General features: G+C 55.4%; 10 protein-coding genes. 4 read left to right on the top strand and 6 right to left on the bottom strand.

Annotation, left to right across the window (positions count from 1 at the left end; all coding sequences use genetic code 11):
- The first annotated feature begins 173 nt into the window (after positions 1–173).
- The 3 genes from AC6I1V_RS03270 to AC6I1V_RS03260 all read left to right on the top strand — a co-directional run bounded on the left by AC6I1V_RS03270 (position 174) and on the right by AC6I1V_RS03260 (position 5475).
- The gene (locus AC6I1V_RS03270) at positions 174–1448 is read left to right on the top strand and encodes an ABC transporter substrate-binding protein (protein ID WP_497736838.1); all 1275 of its coding nucleotides are present in this window, start codon (positions 174–176) and stop codon (positions 1446–1448) included.
- Positions 1445–3736, top strand: coding sequence for a bifunctional diguanylate cyclase/phosphodiesterase (locus tag AC6I1V_RS03265; protein WP_486853751.1), 2292 nt, complete (start codon positions 1445–1447; stop codon positions 3734–3736). Before AC6I1V_RS03270 ends, AC6I1V_RS03265 begins: the two co-directional genes overlap by 4 nt.
- Before the next feature lie 1496 nt (positions 3737–5232).
- Positions 5233–5475, top strand: coding sequence for a phage regulatory CII family protein (locus AC6I1V_RS03260; protein ID WP_302551598.1), 243 nt, complete (start codon positions 5233–5235; stop codon positions 5473–5475).
- 467 nt (positions 5476–5942) lie between these two features.
- On the opposite strand, the gene AC6I1V_RS03255 is transcribed toward AC6I1V_RS03260, so the two are convergent.
- From AC6I1V_RS03255 to AC6I1V_RS03245, 3 genes are all read right to left on the bottom strand, one after another.
- Entirely contained in the window at positions 5943–7400 is a 1458-nt protein-coding gene (locus AC6I1V_RS03255; RefSeq protein ID WP_486853750.1) for an SLC13 family permease, read from the bottom strand.
- Between the two features lie 141 nt (positions 7401–7541).
- Positions 7542–9257: an FAD-binding protein gene (locus tag AC6I1V_RS03250; RefSeq protein ID WP_486853749.1), complete on the bottom strand. Its 1716-nt coding sequence runs from the start codon at positions 9255–9257 to the stop codon at positions 7542–7544.
- An 11-nt stretch (positions 9258–9268) separates the two neighbouring features.
- The gene (locus tag AC6I1V_RS03245) at positions 9269–10909 is read right to left on the bottom strand and encodes an FAD-dependent oxidoreductase (RefSeq protein WP_486853748.1); all 1641 of its coding nucleotides are present in this window, start codon (positions 10907–10909) and stop codon (positions 9269–9271) included.
- 364 nt (positions 10910–11273) lie between these two features.
- On the opposite strand from AC6I1V_RS03245, the gene AC6I1V_RS03240 reads away from it, so the two are divergent.
- A complete protein-coding gene (locus tag AC6I1V_RS03240) occupies positions 11274–14342 on the top strand; it encodes a sigma 54-interacting transcriptional regulator (protein WP_486853747.1) in 3069 nt (1022 codons plus the stop codon).
- 156 nt (positions 14343–14498) lie between these two features.
- Here the strand turns inward: AC6I1V_RS03240 and AC6I1V_RS03235 are convergent, their stop codons facing one another.
- The 3 genes from AC6I1V_RS03235 to AC6I1V_RS03225 all read right to left on the bottom strand — a co-directional run bounded on the left by AC6I1V_RS03235 (position 14499) and on the right by AC6I1V_RS03225 (position 15887).
- Positions 14499–14765 carry an amidohydrolase family protein gene (locus tag AC6I1V_RS03235; protein ID WP_486853766.1) on the bottom strand — a complete coding sequence of 89 codons (267 nt, stop codon included), beginning with the start codon at positions 14763–14765 and terminating at the stop codon, positions 14499–14501.
- Positions 14766–14786: 21 nt separating this feature from the next.
- Positions 14787–14912, bottom strand: a complete 126-nt coding sequence (locus tag AC6I1V_RS03230) for a hypothetical protein (protein WP_486853746.1) — start codon at positions 14910–14912, stop codon at positions 14787–14789.
- Positions 14913–15005: 93 nt separating this feature from the next.
- The gene (locus AC6I1V_RS03225; RefSeq protein ID WP_486853745.1) at positions 15006–15887 is read right to left on the bottom strand and encodes an SDR family NAD(P)-dependent oxidoreductase; all 882 of its coding nucleotides are present in this window, start codon (positions 15885–15887) and stop codon (positions 15006–15008) included.
- Between the last annotated feature and the right edge of the window lie 43 nt (positions 15888–15930).

Raw genomic sequence — 15930 nt, 5'->3', positions numbered from 1 at the left:
CCAACAGTTATTTTATTGATGATTTCAGATCTGCTGCCCTTATCTCATTTAAATAACAATAGCCAGCAGGCAGTTTTTTCTTTCTTGTATAGGCAAGCCGTTTTTTTAGCAGCGCTGTTTGCGTGACAGACACACATATCCTCAACACTGCAAAGTCATTTCGGTATTTTTTTATGAGAAAGTTGCTTTTTTTATTCATCCTCTCACAATACTTTCTTTTATCCGGTTTTTATTTCCAAAGGGGCAATCAGAACGTGGAATACGATAACCCCGCCCTGTACCCGCAAGTCCTGCTGACATTTTTGGGCGTTCAATATCCATCCGAAAATAAAACGGCCACAGAGCATGTCTTAAATGATTATTTAAAGTTACATCAAAACATCCTTGTTAGTTACGAGTGGGTTCCGTTACATGAGTACCCTTGCATCCTGAAGAAGCGGATCCGGTCAAACAGCCTTGACGACGTGTTCATGTTTTCACTGGGCTCCCGGTACCAAATACCGGAGGGACTGCTTGTCGATCTTGCCAACCTGCCGACCTTGGCCGCATATCGCCAGCAAGTCCTTGCGCAAATGCGGAATGGTGACGCCGTCCCGTATGTGACGACCAGCCTTGGGGCGTTCGGCCTGTTCTGCAATCTGAATATGCTTGAGCGGAACCGGCTGAAGGTTCCACAGACGCTGGATGAGTTTCTTGCCGCCTGTGAAACCTTCCGCCGCACGGGGCTCATCCCCCTTGCCGTAACACGGGAATGTTTGCGTGCCCTGCTCATTGCCAGAGCTTTTGAGCCTGCCGCCTTTGGGAATGCCGACGCCTTCTTCCATTCGCTCAACACGGATGAGGCTTTTTTGAGGCGAACATTGCTGAATGGTTTCCTTTTTCTGGCTTTGCTGCGCGATAAAGGGTATTTTGATGTCGACGGGCTCATCCAGATACGGGAAAACATGCCCGGCATGTCCTTTTTGGCGGGTGAGCAGCCGTTTATGATCGGTGGCAGCTGGTTCTCCCCTGTGCTTGGCAAGGCGCAGCCCGCGTTTCGCTTTTCCGTTTTTCCCCTTCCGGCAACGAGTCAAGGGGCTGTCGCCGTACTCGGCCTTGATACGCCGCTTTCGGTCAGTTCACGGGGGGAGCATGTGCCGCAGGCCGTCCAGTTGGTGGAAGGGCTGACGAGTCCAGAGAGCATTCGGGTTTTCAATGATGGGCAGGGGTGTTTCAGCCCGTTGAAGGATGCGCCCCTTCCAGCGGATAAGGCTGTGCATCCGCTTTGGAAGAGCATGGATGCGGGGAGGGGGATTTTTCATTCGGATATCAGGTTGCACCACGATCTTTGGCGCTGGCTTGACTCCGGTATCGAATTGATCCTTTCAGGTGCCTCTGCCGAGGAAGCGACGGAAAGCGTCATTCAAGCCTTGCACGACGCCCGGCAGGAAGAAGGAAAACAGTTATGATGACGCCGCGAAAACAAAACTTGTTTATCGGTTCCGCCGTTGCCTTGCTTTTTGGGGTGTTGTGTTGGATTTCTTTTGACTTCATGGAGTCGGTGCAACAGTCCCTGTGGGATAATTCAGTCAAAAATATTATGGAGAGCACCGCGCGCGGCGCGAATGTGCTCCAGCGTGGCTATATTAAAGATATTGAAATGCTGCGCATGCTGGCGAATGAACTTGAGCAGGGAAAGTCATCCGATTCGGAACGCATCCGCAGCAAATTGAAGACATTCCTTTCCGATACGGGCAACCTTTCCGCCCTTATCTTCGAGGATGGCACCGGCTATGTGGACAGCGGGCTTGCCGTTACGCTCACGCCTCAGGAAATGGATACCCTCAAGGGGTTGCATGCGCGCAGCGGTTTGCTGTTCCCGTACCACAACCGGGGGACGGGGAGGAGGACACTTACCATTTATACGGCGGTGGATTTCCCCGACGGGCGCAAGGCATACCTGTTCAAGGGCTATAACGTCGAGACGCTGTACGCTACCTATGCCATGTCCTTCTATAACAATACGGGGTTTTCCTATGTGGTGGCTCCGGACGGCAATATTGCCATGCGCTCGGTTCATCCTGCCAGCAACAAGACCTTTTCCAACCTGTTCGATCTCATCAGCCAGGGCGAAAATAACCCAAATGTCGTGGAATCGTTCCGTAATTCCTTGAAAAACGGCAAGATGGGCATAGCCGTATTCAACAACCAGCATGAGGAATATGTTTTTTGCTACGTCCCCATGCCTGAGATGGACGGATGGTATGTCGTTTCCATTGTCCCCAACGTGGAGATCATGCGGGAAGCGAACTCCATCATTCAGAAAACACTGTTTATCTGTTTCCTGATTTTTGCGGGCTTTCTGATCTGCTTCCTCATTTACCTGTACATCACGCGGGGTTATCAGAAAGAGATGTATGCGCTCGCGTTTACGGACAAGCTCACGGGAGTGCGGAATTTTGCGAAGTTCAGGCAGGATGGCGAAGAAAGGCTTCAAGCCGCGGATGGGCTCCCATGTGCGCTCTTGTCCATCAATATGCTCAACTTCAAGATATTCAACGACGTGATGGGGTATTCAGAAGGGGATGCGCTGCTGAAGGCCTTTGCGCGGATATTGGAGCGCGAAGCGCCCCGCCCGGTGCTCGTCGCGCGTATGCTGGCCGATGCGTTTCTGGTGCTGTTCCCCTATGAGGAGAAAGAGGATTTGGTGGCGTATTGCGAGGCGTATTCCCGTGCGCTCAATGATTTCATCATGTCCCGGAAGCAAAACTACCAGTTGGAGCTGCGTTCTGGTATCTGTTGCGTGGAAGACGGCGGCGTCTCGGACATCAATTCGCTGCTGGATCGCGCCAACATGGCCTTGCAGACGATCAAGAGGAAGGGGGCGGCCCAGTGGAAATTTTACGACCGCACCATGCGTGACAAGCTGCTGAGGGAGAAGGATCTGGAAATACGCATGGAAAAGGCTCTTGCCGATGGGGAATTCCTTGTCTACATCCAGCCGAAATACTGGGTTGGGAGCCGGGCCCTCGCGGGAGGGGAAGCATTGGTACGATGGAAGAGCCCGGATCAGGGATTCCTTTCTCCCGGCGAATTCATTCCGCTTTTTGAAAAAAACGGCTTTATTGTCAAGCTCGATCAGTTTATGTTCGTATCCGTATGCGTCCTGTTGCGCCAGTGGATCGACGCAGGGATCGAGCCCTGCCCCCTTTCCGTCAATGTGTCGCGCATGCAGTTCCATACGCCAGACTTCGTTGAACGGTATATCAAGATAAAGTCCCAGTACGCTATCCCCGACGGTTTGTTGGAATTGGAGTTCACCGAGAGCATCTTTTTCGAGAATGTGGCGCTATTGAGTTCCGCCGTGCATGAGTTGCGCCGGGCGGGGATAAAGTGCGCCATTGATGATTTCGGGGCGGGATATTCCTCGCTCAATGTGCTCAAAGCGTTGCCCGTAAGCGTGCTCAAGCTCGACGGTATGTTCTTCCGCACGGCGAAAGACGATGAACAGGCCAAGATCGTCATCCGAAACATCATGCGTATGGCCGCAGAACTCAAGATGTCCACGGTCGCTGAGGGCGTTGAGACGCACGAGCAGGTGGCTTTTCTGGAAACGACGGGATGCGATATTATCCAAGGTTACGTTTTCGCCCGCCCAATGCCGGCAGCCGAGTTCACCGGGCTTCTTGAAGGGGAGGGAAGGCACGCGGAGCGCTTGACCAGAGAAAGGCGTTTTGCCTGTAAACGGGGCGATTAGGGGCTGTCTCTAAACAGTTTATTGAAGTCAAATCAGGCGTGCGGCGAGTATGGCAGCCGCTTTAAATGTTACGGCAAGTTGAGCATATCGAGCAGCAACCCTGCGGGATGGTTTTAGCTTGGCAAAAAGAACCATTCAGCAAGATGACGCTCTTTCGCATGTGCGTCGTACTCTCGTCGGATCAGCCCGCCAAGCATGGAGGAATAACCGCTTCATGGTTTCGGCGTTCCGCTGACGCGAGCAGTTTATTGGCATCATAAACCCTGTCCGCAGGGAGCTTGCCTGCCGGTGAGCCCTCCATCAAGCCAGCGTAGGAACGCTGTTCCCGATTCCCGGATACCTTTGGCACCTAGGAATCGCGCATTTTTGTGCCCCACCTTTTAGAGGGCTGTGCCATAGGAAACGGTTGATGTTGATGTTTTATTTCTTAAAATTCCAACGGAATAACGAATAAAACGCCCCAGTCATGGAGCCCATCAGTGAGAAAATCTGGAAAAATCTATATGGTAAGCATATTGTAAAACAAAAACAACAAGATACTATGGCAGAGCCTTCCAAAAAGATAACCAAAAACACCTTGGCTATGGGGGGCACCAACGGGAAAACAAGAAGGAATTTTATTTGGCTCTGTCATATATTGGGTTGTGTTATCTCTACAGCACGGTAAAAGTACGGCTTTTTTATCCGGTTTTTTCGCTGGCGAAATACATGGTTAGGTCGTGCTGTTAATTGTATAATATATTGAAATAATTTAACTATTTTAAATCATAAAAAGATTATTTTCAACAATTCCGTAATTCCGTTGGAACTTCAAGAAAAAAGCATCAGCTATTTTCTACGAAACAGCCTTTTATTTTCACCATGTGGTGGAGGTGAAACAACCATTCAGAGAGTTAGGAAGATATCGGGACAGTTGAAAAAAGCGGCTTACTGGGGTCGCAAACTGCTGAGGGAGGTCCTCTATCCGTAAGGAGGGGGCCTTTCGCATTGAGTGGAGACTGTTAAGTGTTATGCTGAACCCGAAAACGCAACTTCTCTTATGGGCTGAGTCAGCGGCATACTGTTGCGGCGCGGTTCTGTAGGGCGATGCCTTCGGAATTTTTGAGGTGCAGTATTTCGTTTTTTCCTCCAGATCGTGTCGTTAATTGTATAATATATTTATATTATTAAATTATTTTTAAGTTATAAAAAGATTGTTTTCAATAAATTAAAATAGCTGCATGTCAAATGACGACACGGCCTAGTTGGGGGAGATGTTTGCCCCATGTTTTCGCCTCCTCCGATCCGGTAAGGACACACTTTGAAGATTGTATATAATATACTGTAACAAAACATTTTTTTGTATATAACACGTTACGGTGAAGAGTATTTGACTATTTATCATTTTATATATATCAAAAAAACGATATAAGATGTCTCATTCTACATCTGGCGGCGTTAGGAAAATGTCCCTCTGGCGAGGGATGTTGGCAATGACGACTGAAAGGAGAACGGACATGCACGAACAGCTTATCAAAGAGATTCAGAAGACGGTGAGAGATGGGGAAGTTCCCGCCAAAAGTGTCGCTGAAGCCGTCGGTAAGCCCTATTCGACGCTGATGCGGGAGATCAACCCTTATGACAAGGGGGCGAAGCTTGGCGTGGAGACGTTTATGGCGATCATCGAGACTACGGGAGACACCACGCCTCTGAAAGTGATGGCACACGAACTTGGCTACGAGCTTATCCCCAACAAGTGATGTCGGCTTCGTCGCAGGGGCGTATCGAGGGAGGCAAGCCATCGCGGTGAGAAGTTTCTTTTCGGTGCTTATCCCGCAGGGAAGACGAAGCTCTTTGGAGGACGGACGAACCGTTGTGAAGCCGCACCATCTGGAGGTGTAGAAAACTGCCATTGGCAACAGGATAGAAAAAAGAGGGGAAGCAACAGTTTCTCCTCTTTTTTGTGCGGAATTATCTGGAATTGTTATCCTACGGCAAAATTTCCGTAGATGAAAGTATTGTTACCTTGTAGAGTTCATTTCCGGTATTTATCAAGAGAGTTACGCCGCTTCCTGTATTGAACTCGCGTTTGAAGCTTAATATTCTGTTTCACATTAACTGATTGCTGGGTATACATGAGAAGATTACCATCCCATGTATACCCTTTCTGCCTTTTGAAGTTACGCGGGCTAAGGATACTGTCTTGGTAGAAAGGCTCTGTGAAATGTTAGAATAGGGTTTTGCCCAGTACAACGACAATAAACGAAATAGTGGCCCATGTTGCGAGGATGACGATGGGCACGGTCCTCCAGATGGCTTTCGCATTCGACCACTCGTTGCCGTGCAGCAGCGAGGCGCTCGCGCTGGCGGCCGGAGTGAGGAACGCGATATGGACGCCCATGACCACCATGATGATGGCAAGCTCGGGAGGAACGTTCATGCTTGTACAGTAGCTGTAGACGACGGGCATCAGGGCGATGCCCGTTGCGCCGTTGTTCATGAACTGCGTGAGGACCGTAGCGAAAAAGCCCATGCACAGTACGAATACCAGCGAAGATTCGTTTCCGAAGAAGGGTGTCATCAATGCCATGAGGAACTTGGTGATCCCGCTTTCGTCGTTGGCCATCGCATGGGAAAGGGGCATCACCACGGCGAGGATGAGGATGATCCCCCACGTCACCCCGGAATCCACCATCGTCTTGAACCGGAGCAGCGGCTTGCCGTCGACCTTGAGGAGACACATCACGGTTACGAGGAGCATACAGATGCCCGTGTTCCCGATGGTCTTGAAGAAGCGGGCGATGCCGGACGTGGCGGGCAGGATGTTAGGCAAAAGCAGCAGGATGACCAGCGCGAACAGGAACCCCAGCACGATTTTTTGGACTTTATTCAGCCGCAGCGCGCCTTCCGTGTCCAGCCCTTCCGTATCCAGCGAGATCAGTTTCCTCATGTCGGGCTTGAACACGTACTTGGCCATGACGATGAACAGCAGGGAGCACAGCGCGCAGCATGTTATCGCAATGATCATGTACTTCGCGTAATCGATGGTCACGCCGGACATGTTTTCATACGCGCCGAGTACGGTAAACGGAACCTGCTTGAACGGGATGATCGACATGCCGATTTGCGCGGCGTACACGATGCCGAAAACCATCATCGTCGGATAGCCTTCGCCCTTTTGGTAGCCGCACTTGTCACAGATGCCGTACAGGATGCTCCAGCCGATGACGACCGCCGGGGATGCGCTGGTCAGTGCGCCCAGCAGCATGATGGACAGGAAAAATGTATAGGTGAACAGCCACGGTTTCCCCGCGACGCATTTGCGGGTGATGAACCACAGCGAGATGAACTTGGACAGGCCGTAATAGTTGATGGTCGCGCAGAAGACGAAAATGAAGAACATCATCATAACGAGCGGATCACCGAAACTGGTCTGGAACAGCTCGCTGGGCTTCATGCCGCCGATGAGCATGAGCGCCAGCAGGCCCGCCATGCTCGGCCAAATGATGTCTATGAAAATCCAGCCATATAGTACTCCGAGGAAGATGCCGATGAGATTCATCCCCAGCGGAGTCAAAGGGGGTATGGGCGTGAGCTGGCCGCAGCCGAACATGATCAGAAGGCTTGTCAGGGAATGGGCGTAGTAGACGATCTCTTTGTCTTTGAGAGAGGAAGGAAGTTGCATGGCCGGTTCTCCTTGCGTGGTGCCTCTGTAACAGGGGGGTCTTGCCTGTTGGCAAAAAGGGAGGGAGGCCGTTTCCCGTCCTTCTGTGGAGACGGGAAACGGCGGGCCTGAAAACCGGATAAAAGGGGGATAGATTTGGAATCAGACGGCCTTGTGAGGCGTCGGCCAGTTGAAGTTGTCCATGTAGTAGCGGTATGGCTTGATAGGGTAGTCGTTCAAGGGAACAGGGACGGTATGGACTTCCCGCTTGCCGTCGACCTGCTTCTGCTCGATCCACTTGAGCCAGTGTTCGTTGTCCCGTTCAGGATAATCTTCGCGGTAATGCCCGGCGCGGGATTCCTTGCGCATCAGGGCTGCATTAAGGCACAGCTCGGTAAGGAGCACTGTGGACGTGGCCTCAAACAGCTTGGCGAGTTCGTGCGGATCTCGCGCTCCCAGGTGCGGCAGCACTTCCGAGCGGATTTCTTCCACACGGTCGAGCCCGCGCGAAAGCCCCTTGCCCGTCTTCATCAGCGCGATGTCGGGGGCGCTCATGACCTCGCGCATGTCGGAGATGACATCCTTGGGCGCGATGCCGTCCTTGCCGAGGTATCCGGTGAACGTTTCAAGCCGGGAGGCGGCGTACGCCTCATCAAAGGCCACGGCATCATGCCCCTGTACAAACTGCGCGGCAGCTTCCCCAGCCGAATAACCCGTCGTCGCCGTGATGCATGTGGCCCAGCCGCCCATGTAGACGCCCGGATCGGGATTGCGGGCAAGCCCGGCGGCATAGAGCCCCTTTATGGCGGTGGAACCGTCGAGATCAGCTACAATGCCGCCGTACGTATGGCGCACTTGCGGCATCCATTCCAGTTTTTGCCCGAAGAAATCGATGCCGAGTTCGCGCAGCTTCTTGTCGTTGAGGCCCATCCAGCCCGCTCTGGGGCGCATGGTTTCCACATCCTCGGGCTTCATCTGGCTGCAATCGAAACGGATGGGGCCGTTTCCGGCTCTCACTTCGTGCACCATGCCCCGGGTATTGTAATGGGGATCGGCCTTGGCTCCAAATTTGGGGGAGTATTTTTTCATGAAATCCTCTCCCTTGGCGTTCAGGAACCGGGCTCCCTTGGGGAGAAGGCCCGTTTGCCCTTCCCACGCGAAATCGACCGGCACATTCCATACTTTCCAGAATTCAAAGTTCCGCATGGCACAGCCTGCGTTCCAAGCGATGCTGACGCCTTCGCTGGCTGGCGTGTTCTGATGGTAGGAGGGCTTCCAGCCGCCCGTATTGGTGGCGAGCAGAACGGCGCGGGCCTTGATGAAGACGGGCACCCCGCTCTGGCTGTGAAAGCCCACGGCCCCGGTCACGCGTTCGCCGTCGGTGATGACGTCGGTGATGACCGTGCGCCCAAGCCGCCGCACGCCCCTCTTTTCGCATTCCTGCTTGAGCAGGCGGGCTTTTTCGATGCCGCCCATCCCGTAGGGGTGGTAGTAGTAATAGCGCATGTAATCAAGGGCGCGTTGGGGGATGAAGCACAGTTCTCCCTTGTCGTTGCGGACGAATTTGTGCCCCAGATTCTCAAAATCCATGAACCGATCATAGGATTGCGTCAGGATCTGTCCGAGAAGTTTTTGATCGGCAAGCCCGTCGTAATAATACACGAGATCGTCGAGCAGATCGTCCAGCTTCATGTCGGGTTGCTTGACGATCATGTCCCCGCCGGAAAGCCCGCCTAGCCCGCCCCAGTCTCGAGGCCCCTTGTCCACGACCAGCACATCGCCCAGAAAATCCTTGGCACGCATGGCAGCCCACATTCCGCTGAAACCGCAGCCGATAACCAGCAGATCCGTCGTGTATTGATAGCCTTGTTCTTTCATATGCGCCTCACTTACTGGTTGTCGGCTTCAATTTGATCAAGGGTGCGGGCGAAACGTTCCTTGAAGGGATGCACATAGATGGCCCCAGAAGGGCAGTTCAGCTCGCAGTTGAAACAGGTCATGCAGTCGTCGGTATAGGTGATGCGGGACTTGCTGCCGCAGGTCATGCACCGCAGGGCCTCGGCAAAGCAGGCTTCCATATCCAAAGGCTGCAAGGTTTCCGCAAAAGGATCGCTGGAGGGAGCTGGATGGCTGACGCGCTCCTGTCTCGGTTCATGGCGGATGCCTTCGCGGGGCCATTGTTCCTCAGGGAGATCGGGACGTTTGCGCCCGCGTTCGCCCCGGATGTCCGCGCCCTTGAGCATGCGGTCGATGGAAAAAGCGCATTCGCGTCCGCCGGCAATGGCGCTGACGACGGAAGAAGGGCCCGTGGCGGCGTCGCCCGCGGCGAAGATTCCCCACGTCGAGGTAGCGAAGGTGACGTCTTCAACCACGATACGTCCCTGTTCAGTGCGCACGTCCTTGGCGAACCCGTTCAGTTCGGATGCTTGGCCGATGGCAAAGATAATATGATCGGCCCGGATGCGCATGGTGGCGTTTTCATCGAACAGAGGTGCGAAACGCCCTTGTTCGTCGACGACCCGGATGCACGTTTTCAGTTCCATGCCCGCGACATGCCCGTTCTCTTGAAGGATGACGCCGGGGCCGAACCCGCAATGGAATTCGATGCCCTCCCTCAGGGCGTCCGCCTGATTGTGCGGGTACGCGGGCATGGTTTCGCGCGATTCAAGACAGGCCATGCTCACTTTGGCGGCACCAAGCCTTTTAGCAGTGATGGCGGCATCTACAGCAACGTCTCCGCCCCCAATGACGAGCACGTCTCCGGACAGGCTAGGCCGCTCATCGCCCCGGTTGGCGCGCAGGAACTCAAGGCCCCAGTGGACGCCGGGGAGCTCGACGCCTTCCATGTGTACCTTGCGGCTGACCGTCGTTCCGGGGGCCAGCATGATGGCCTTGAATCCTAACCGCTTCAGGTCGGAAAGGCTCAGGTCCGCGCCTTCGCCGATCTTCGTATTGCAGCGGAAGGCGACGCCCATCGCTTCAAGCCGGGCGATATGGGCCGCAACGATCGCGTCGGGAAGCCGATACGCGGGGATGCCGTACCGCAACATGCCGCCGGGAAGCGGCATAGCCTCGAAAACCGTCACCGGGTATCCCATCTGTGCGAGGAACCACGCGCAGGAAAGCCCCGCCGGGCCGGAACCGATCACCGCGACCTTTGTAATGTGTCTGCGGACGGGCTTTTCGAGAGGCGCCTTCAGATCCCAGTCACCCATGATCTGCTCGACGGCATTGATGTTTACCGCCTCGTCCACATGGTTCCGGGCGCATTTTTTCTCGCAGGGATGGAAACATACCCGGCCCGTGATGGCCGGAAACGGCTGGACGCTGCGGTAGCGCCGGGCCGCTTCGCCAAGGTGCCCCTGCTGGATCAGGTAATGGTTGCCGCGAATGTCGACCCCGGCGGGGCAAGCCGCCATGCAAGGGGAAAGGGCTTCTTGCGCGGGTTCGAGCCTGAAAACATCCAGTGGGCATGTCTTGGTGCAGGTTCCGCAGCCGGTACAGGCCGCAGGATCGATGCTGTGGATCATATGAACTCCTTTTACGCATCTGATTGGGAAGGTGACTGCCCCTGTGGGGACAGTGCGTCCGAAACATGGCTGCCGCCGTGGTGTTTTTCTTTGGTCAGGGAAACAAGTTGAAAGGAAACCCTCCTCTAGGCTGCATGGGGATGAACGTCACGGCAGCGAAATGTTGTGCGTCGTTGATAAAGAGTAAGCAAAGGGCGTTCCATCTCGTTATTGTAGCGTTTTTATTAGTTTTATTTGAAAAGGACTCCCTCATATTTCTTTTTTTGTCTTAAAAACGTACAATTTTGTATATTGCCGTCTTGTTTTCGGACGGCTATGCTGGCGAAGGCTGAACGGTCGATGGGCCGCGGCGAAGGAGAAGGATATGGCGAAAGAAAAGGCGTGGTATGCGGACAGTGCTGTCGGGACATTGCTCGCGGATCTGTTTGAAGGGAAATGGTCCCCCGAATTGCTCGCACAGCTTGCCCAGATCCCGCTCGCTGAAGCGGAGCGGGGTACGTTCCCCGGCTGTCCGCCTTCCTCCGGGAGGGAACGCCGGTTCCGTCTGATGAAGCGTGTCCAAGCCCACAAGGAGGCGTGCTCGTTTTTGCTGGCTCGGCCCTCCGGCTCCGGCCTCGAATCGTTTTTGCGGCTGGCTGCGGAGGGGGAAGAGCTTGGGGCGTTGGAAGTGTTGCTGGGGCTGGGATTAAGCCGCATGAACACCTTGCGCCCAGCGGAGATCAATAGTGTCCTCCGTCTCGTCCATCGGAGCCTTTTGGGTATAGTCCTGCGAGGGTTAAGCGCTGATGGGGCAAAGCGGTACCGACGTCTTTGCCGTGACGTGCACCCGCTTATCGTTTGTTCGGGCAGCAATACGCCTTCGCTCGCCCGGCTCTTTTTCCGGGCGCGGGGGCTGGCCGTGAAGTTCGGGGACAGACGCGACATGGCGCTCTTCGACCTGCTCATCGGCTCCATAAACGTCTGCAATACGCCGGAACACGGGAACCCGCGTTTCCACGCTATCATGGCCCGCGGGTATGCGGCGCTTGAGGCGCTCAAAGAACCGGATCTGTTCGAGCAGGCGACGCCCTATCTGGGCATTTACCATTTCATTGAGGGGAACTACGAACAGGCAATGAACCTCTTTTCCCGCGCAAGCCGGAAACTGCGCGCGCAGGAGCACCATCTCGTCGAAATGTTTTATGTCAGGCACTGGAGCTTTGCGGCTTCCTGCCGGGGGAATTTTGAGCTGGCGGCCGGGCTGCTGCTCTCGCGGCTGCGCATGTTCGCCGCGCGCAGCGACAACCAGCTCGCCCGTTCCATACGTGGGCAGCTTGCGGCGTTGTACTTGCGCATGGGGCAATATGAAAAGGCGCTGGAACAGCTGGACATAGCGCAAATAGGCGTTTCGCCGCAGGCGGATATCGTCAGCGGCGTCACCAATGCGCGCCACCTCGCCTACTACCATATGTTGTCTGGAAATCTGAAGGCGGCCTACAAGGTGCTCCATTCGGCACTGGATGAGGCACGGCGTCAGGGGTATGAGCGCCCGATTTATCTGGGGGGCGCACTGCTTGAGCTTTTGTGCGCCTTTCAGGAGCAGGGATGCCCGCCGCTTCCCTGCTATTCGGCGGAGCAGGAGCTGCAACGCTGCCTCAAGGGGCCCAACCGTATGTTGCGGGGCGTTGCGGCCCGCTTGTTCGGCAATGCGCTGATGCGCGGAGGAAATGAGGATGGGGCGCTCGGCCTGTATCAGGACAGCCTCGCACTGCTTGAAAAGATAGGCTGCCCGCTTGAGGCGGCGAAAACGCGGCTGGCGCTGGCTTCACTGGCGTTGCGGCGCAACGACAAGGAAAAGGCCGTGCTGCTCGTGAGCGACGCATGGCCCATGTACGATTATCTCAAGGATTTTTTCTGGCCGGAGGAACTGCTTGCTCTGCTTCCCTCCTACATGCGCAAGCATGGGGACGCCAATCTTTCCTCACGGGCCCTTCTCGAAGCCTACCGTGAAAGTTTTTCCCCCAACAGGACATGGGAACAGTTCGAGGCATTTTCGCAGGCTTTGTTGGCGGAGTCGGCCCGCATCCTCGGCACTACGCAGGGATACCTCTTTCATGTCCCGTATCCGCATGCGCCGCTTCGCCTTGTGGCCGTTCTCGGAGGCAAGCTCGAATCCGTGACATATCCTTATGCCTCCCTGCCCGATCTCATGGAGCTCGTAGCCGAGGGAACTCCGCTTATTCTGGACAATGTGCAGGAAGGAAGGATGGGGTTCGGAAGCATGTTGATCGGCATCCCCATAGACTGCCGTCCCGATGGGGTTTATGCGCTGTGCCATGTTGGGGCTTTTTTGCCGGAGGTCCGAACCGTCCTTGAAGAGAATGTGTTGAAAGATATCGGGCGTGTCCTTGCGTGGGAATGTTCCCGCGTCATGGAGCGGGAGCGGCGTCATACGGATCGCCTTGAGACGCTTGCGGATAGCTCTGGAGAAATGATCTGCGTTTCCGATGAGATGGGACGGTTTCTCGGCGATGTGGAACTTGCGGCGAAAACCGACGCTTCCATTCTGCTTTGCGGGGAATCCGGCGTGGGCAAGGAGATGGTGGCTCGGTACATCCACGAGAAAAGCGGCAGGAGCGGCAGGCTTGTCATCATCAACATGGCGAGCCTTCAGGACGAGTTGTTCGAGAGCGAGTTCTTCGGGCATGAAAAGGGATCTTTCACGGGAGCCATGACCAGCAAGCCCGGTCTTGTGGAAATGGCTGAAAACGGCACGCTGTTTCTGGATGAATTTACGGAAGCCAGCACGCGGGTGCAGGCCAAGCTCCTGCGGGTCCTTCAGGAGCGCTGCTTCCATCGCGTGGGCGGAACGCAGACCATCAGTGTGAACTTCCGCCTTATCGCGGCCTCCAACAGGGACATCACCCATGCGGTCAGGCAGGGGCTCTTCCGCGCGGATCTCTATTATCGCGTCGCCGTGATCAATCTGAAAATCCCTCCGCTGCGCGAACGCAAGGCCGACATCCTCGCCATTGCCCGCTACTATCTGCATTTTTTTTCGCACTGGCATCATCGGGAATGCATTCAGGATTTTTCTCCGGAAAACCGCCGTATTCTGGAAAGCTGGAGTTGGCCGGGGAATATACGCGAGCTGCGCAACGTCATCGAGCAGTCGGTCGTCTTGACCGGGGGGCGGCACCTGACGCTTCCTGCTCCGGTGGAGCATACAGAGACTTCCCGAGGCGTCGAGGCTCTGGGAGGTGGGGAGATGCCCGAAGAGTTGTTTTCCGGAAATCCGTCTCTGGCGGATCTCGAAAAACGGTATATCGAGAGGACGCTGGAGCAGTCGGGCTGGCGGATTGAAGGGAAGAGGGGAGCACTCGCCGTGCTGCGTATAAGCCGATCCGCATTGTACGACAAGATGCGGCGGTATGGAGTGAAAAGGCCCTTTTGAGGACTGATGCCTCTGAAGGTCGTCATAGCTAAAGTAAAACATGAAGGATGAGCGACATAAAAAACATTCCCAAAACGGGGAAGTGAGGCAAAACGCGGGACGGAGAAAAGAGGCTGCCAGCCTTTGCGTGAACGGCTGGCAGCCTTGGAGATGATCTCAGGATTCGTAGACGATGCGCCCTCCGGAGATGGTCTTGAGCACGGAAAGCGTTTCGATGGACTCGGGCGGCACGGTCAGCGGATTTCCGGAAAGCTGTACAAAATCCGCGTAGTATCCGGGAGCGATTGTACCGACGGCATGATCCCGTGCGCTGCACTTGGCGGCATTGACGGTATAGGCTTTGAGGGCGTCGAGCGGGGAGATTCTCTGATCTGGGCCGAGAATGCGCCCCGCCGTGGTTGTGCGGTTGACGGCGGTATGGATGGAACGTTGGAATACCGCGAACTAGGCGTTTTCTTTGAGCAGGCCCTCCGGCATGCCGTCATCGCCGAGTACAACCACCCCGCCCTCAACGGAAAAATCAGCGGTGACGCCGAGTTTGGCGAGTCCGAGCGTGTTTGTATGCCTCATGTGGCGCAGTGGGGTGTGGAAGGCGCAAAAACGGGCATCCATCAGAAACGATTGAGGAGGCCAACGCCTCCTCTCTTAGCGCGTAGGGCTCGTTTATATGGCTGTCCAGCCTCCATCAATATGGATGATCTGCCCCGTGATATAGTCGGACGCAGGGGAAGCGAGGAACATGGTCAATCCTTGAATATCTTCCGCGAAGCCCACCCGCTTCATGGTGGTTTGCCGGGCGAGGGCCTCGACGACTTCCGGCCTGTCGAAGAGCGGGGCGGTGAGCTGCGTCTTGAAGAAGCCCGGCGCGATGGCATTGGCCGTAATGCCCGTTCCGGGGCGTGACCATGCTTCGGCCATGCCCCGCGTGAGCTGGGCGATGCCGCCCTTTGACGCCCCGTAGGGCAGGCCGTTGGGGAAGGCGCGGCTGCTTTGAAGGGAGGCGATGTTGATGATGCGCCCCCATCCTCGGCGCATCATTTCGGGTACGAGGGCCTGAGCAAGGAAGAACGGCGCGGAAAGGTTGAGCCGCAGCGTGTATTCCCAAATTTCGGGCGTGAGTTCGTCCCACGGCTTGCGCGGGTTCAGGCCGGCGGCGTTGATGAGGATGTCCGGTGCTCCGAAAGGCTGGGACGCCCTTTGGACGAGCTCCGGCAGCGCCTTGAGTTCGCTCACATCGAAGGCAATGCAGGCGATGCGCTTGTCTTGATCCGGATCCCGATGGGCGGAGCGTGCCGAGGGATCGGAATCATACGCAAGGCGGCAGCCCTGCTGCTTCAAGCTGGCAAAGATCTCTTCCGCCGAGGCTTCAAGACGATCCGGCGTGCGGCCCACGAGGATGAGATTGGCCCCAGCGTGGAGCAGGGCATGGGCCATATATTTGCCGAGCCCGGAACCCGCGCCTGTGACAAGTGCTGTATGGCCTTGGAGCGAAAAGAGGTGCGTCTGAAGAGGGGAGCGTGCTTCCGTATCGCGTTGACAATCCATGAGAGCCTCCGACAGCGTAGTTTTGTTGTGTTGCGGGGTGCCG

Source organism: Bilophila sp. T19-St14, assembly GCF_059728385.1.
Note: the sequence above shows the minus strand (reverse complement) of the source record. Positions and strands in the feature narration are given on the sequence as shown.